This is a genomic window from Bathymodiolus japonicus methanotrophic gill symbiont, from assembly GCF_019721995.1.
GTDB lineage: Bacteria > Pseudomonadota > Gammaproteobacteria > Methylococcales > Methylomonadaceae > Methyloprofundus.
The window spans coordinates 1-3,661 of sequence record NZ_BLYC01000105.1 but is presented as its reverse complement, the minus strand read 5'-3'; the positions used below and the strand labels follow the sequence as shown (position 1 = coordinate 3,661).

Below are 3,661 nucleotides of genomic sequence, written 5' to 3'. Positions count from 1 at the left end.
CACTTCGCTAAAGCTCCGTTTCCAGGATTTTCAGCGTAAGTTTGGTTAAGTGGTTCATTCATGACTCTAGTTTTTTCAAGGCTCTAAACATAGTTGAACGATCAACCCCGAACAAAGCCGCCATTGATGCGACAGACTCCCGCCCCGCTTCAATGTCTGCCTGTGCTTTTTTTATCTGCTTATGGCGCAGGGTAGGGGGGCGACCCAAGCGGACACCGCGCTTTTTTGCAGCTTCCAGTCCTTGATTTCGCTTAAAATCAGGGAAACGGAGCCTAAGCGGAGTGATGATTTTTAGTCCCTGGTAGGCGACAGGGCAATTCGCTGATCCGAAGTGCGCTAGTAGCGCGCGAGGGAGGCAAGAATTGCATTCCGAATAGCCGTCCAGCCATTTGAGGTAGTCTTAACGGAGCAGGGTTTTGTGTGTAGTTGAGACGGACGCAGGGCGACCAGGGCATCTCCCATTCGCTGCGTAGGCGAATGAATGTTGGTGACAGGAGTCCCAGAATGTTGTGAGGTAGCATGGCGCGCCTGCTATTTTATGCAACAGAGCAGTTAGGACTCATCCACTAAACGTTTCACACCTGAGATAAGTGCGTTAAAACTTTTTGAACGATTGTTTGTAATATCTAAGTGTTTCGAAATATCTCTAGAACCGGATATTTTTTGATAATTTGGCGCGATTCTTTTTAGTTCTTGTGATGCATTACTTAATTTATCTGGGTCGCGGAATTTGGCTATATTTTGTTTCTCGGCCAGATTGTTCGGCCCAATGGACTTGGCTACCGCCGCCAAGTCACCTAAATAAAACGACTCCAGCTCATGGCAGGCAATACGCACCAAGGTATCTGGTTTCCCAGAATTTCGGCACTTATCTACTAAATTACTTTTAATGCTAAAACAACAACCACTATCTTTATCACGCATAACGACAAACTTTGCTCCAGGGCTTTTCCAAGCCTTTAACTTAATTGGAAGGCGTTTTTCTAAGTCTTGCTTTCCTTCAAATACCAGGTATCTGGGTATGATTGTGTCAGGTAGAATTTTAGGCAATACACTCTTAAGCATTTCTTTAGCTGAAGGCTCCTCTAAGAAAAATACAAGCTCACTCATCGAGGGTTAAAGGAGCCTTCTTTCCATAAATAGCCCATCTGATCACCTTCAGCAATGAACGCAGCTATTTGTTGATCATCTTGCAATCTCTTTATGCTAGTGCAACCATTTTCTTTAACAAGAAAATAAACTTCACTTAATGCGACTGCATTTAAGAAATCGGGCGAGTGGCTAGAAACAAATACTTGCCCCCCTCGTTCAGAATAAGAACGGAACTCTTCAGCTAATTCCCACAGTAGATGGGGGTAAAGCTGGTTTTCAGGTTCTTCGACACATAAAAGTGGATGTGGTTCAGGATCATAAAGTAACACCAGATAGGCAAACATTTTAATGGTGCCATCTGATACATAACGAGCTAAAAATGGGTCTTCAAATGCACCGTCTTGAAAACGTAAAAGGACTCGACCTTCTTCGGTTGTTTTAGCATCAACGGAAGTAATCCCCGGTACCCGTGCTGCCAGTTTTTTTAGCAAAGTATTAAAAACTTTAGGGTGACGAGTGTGTAAATACTCTGTAACTAAAGAGAGGTTTTCACCTTCGCGAGATAAGTGCTCTGCGTAACCCGCATCCTGCTCTGGTCTGGCGCGGTTAATATGGAAATCAGAGATGTGCCACTTTTCAATTAAATTGCCTAGCGCCACAACCGCGGGAAAACGTTCAAATTGCGCCAAACCTTTTACCGCCAGAATATCAGGTGACTTTAGTTTCTGGCTTTCACGAACAAGATCTTTTACATCCGTCACATTGTCAATTTCATTGGTGACTGCTTCACCCTTACCATTACAAAAATCTAAAAAATGCCAAGGCTTACCCCCCCTACCTCGACGGTATTTCAAAATTTCACGAGTCACGACTGGGCGTTTATCCTTTTCTCCAACAGATAAAAAATAAGTAACCAAGGGGGACTTATCTGTTTCTCGAAACTTAATTTCGATTTCAATATTTCCCGATACAGCACGACTACGTACTTCACTAAAACCTCGATTACCACCAAGCTTTACCAGCGCAGTATGTACATTACTATCCAATGCTTCACGAAGAAATTCAAAAACGCTAAATAGCGAGGATTTTCCCGCACCATTTGCACCAACAATGACACAAAACTTTGGTATGTCGAGCATTTTCGTATCACGGAAACTTTTAAAGTTTTTCAGCTTTATGGATTCAATATGCAAAGTAAACCTCCACCGAATTCATGGGCTATGTCCCCGTTAAGGGTTCTGTCGCAAAAAAAATAAATATTTGTGTAAAAATCAACTGTAACCTGTTTTTATGCAACCAATGGATAAGACACCATCCAGGAGAAAAACTTTCTCATCCCATCCGATAAACTAGTTGGAAAGTCAGGTACCATACCATATGACATTCGCGAGAATAATAACTTAAAAAGTAGCACCATTTTTAGTTGAACATGCGAACCTTATTTAGCTGAAATTTAATCTTATGATCGTAGGTAATAGCCTGTTTTTGTCTTTTTTGCGACAGAACCATAATAGGGTTCTGTCGCAAGAACTTATTATGACGGTAAAGATTGGTCATAACCGACCTTTATGCAGTTAATGAATAAAACTGTCCTGCAGGAGACAAACCATCCCCCCCCCGAAACTAACTATTTCTCTGGAAAAGTGGCTCAATCACTTTAATTAATGAGCGTTCGAATTCTGCAAGTGAACCAAAAATATTAAAAGTTAATTTCCCGGTACTGGTTGTTGTGTCAATCACCTCAGTTAATGAGGCAAAGCCGATTCCTTTTTTTTCAAGATCATTTATAACTCCGAGTAAGTGTTGTAATGATCTTCCTAGCCTATCTAGTTTCCAGGCAACCAGCGTATCAGCTTTCCTTAAGAATTTAAACATTCCTGAATTCGTATAATAAGTGCATAACCCTCTGCAAGTATTGGCTAGACTAACACCTGTTGAATTAAGACAAGACATAGGTGAAAGTAAACAGCTACCAAACAATTTACAGAGGCTACAAATGAGCTATACACACCTATGTCCTGAAGAAAGATATTATATAGAAATTGAATTAAAAAAGGGAACTTCACAGAATAAAATAGCAGAAGCTTTAGAACGAAGCCAAAGCAATATTTCACGCGAGATTAAACGCAATACAGGTCAAAGAGGCTACAGGCATAAACAAGCAGAAGATTTTGCCCAAGAACGACACAAAAACAAGCCTAAAGAGGTTATAAATTAACGGATGAAATAAAAGGCATTGTTAATGTTCGCATTGAGGATGACTGGAGTCCTGAGCAGATTGCAGGGCGGTTAAAACAAGAAGGTATAATTAGTCTTCATCATGAAACAATCTACCAGCATATTCTGGCGGACAAAAAGGCAGGGGGTGAACTATACAAGCATCTTCGGCATCAGAACAAAACCTATCGCAAGCGGTATGGGTCAGCCCATAATAGGACAGGAATCCCTAATAGAGTCGATATAGATGAGCGTCCTGAAGAGGTCAACAACCGTAAGCGTATAGGTGATTGGGAGGCAGATACAATGTAAGCGTCCGCTGTCAGCCCCGGACGGGCTGATAGTCTCCAGA

Annotated in this window: 3 protein-coding genes and 2 pseudogenes; 1 reads left to right on the top strand and 4 read right to left on the bottom strand. The window is 41.7% G+C overall.

Annotation, left to right across the window (positions count from 1 at the left end; all coding sequences use genetic code 11):
* Positions 1-336: 336 nt before the first annotated feature.
* The 4 genes and pseudogenes from K6984_RS35580 to K6984_RS31945 form a co-directional block, all read right to left on the bottom strand.
* A complete protein-coding gene (locus tag K6984_RS35580) occupies positions 337-462 on the bottom strand; it encodes a hypothetical protein (RefSeq protein WP_263458928.1) in 126 nt (41 codons plus the stop codon).
* 90 nt (positions 463-552) lie between these two features.
* Entirely contained in the window at positions 553-1,110 is a 558-nt protein-coding gene (locus tag K6984_RS30265; RefSeq protein WP_221898656.1) for a DUF4276 family protein, read from the bottom strand.
* Positions 1,107-2,285: an AAA family ATPase gene (locus K6984_RS30260; protein ID WP_221898655.1), complete on the bottom strand. Its 1,179-nt coding sequence runs from the start codon at positions 2,283-2,285 to the stop codon at positions 1,107-1,109. The genes K6984_RS30265 and K6984_RS30260 overlap by 4 nt, the downstream gene beginning before the upstream one ends.
* Positions 2,286-2,748: 463 nt before the next feature.
* Positions 2,749-2,958 (bottom strand): annotated as a pseudogene (locus K6984_RS31945) (recombinase family protein); the annotation flags it as partial.
* Positions 2,959-3,088: 130 nt separating this feature from the next.
* Here K6984_RS31945 and K6984_RS36875 point away from each other — a divergent pair.
* A pseudogene (locus K6984_RS36875) lies at positions 3,089-3,618 on the top strand (IS30 family transposase); the annotation flags it as partial.
* Positions 3,619-3,661 lie beyond the last annotated feature (43 nt).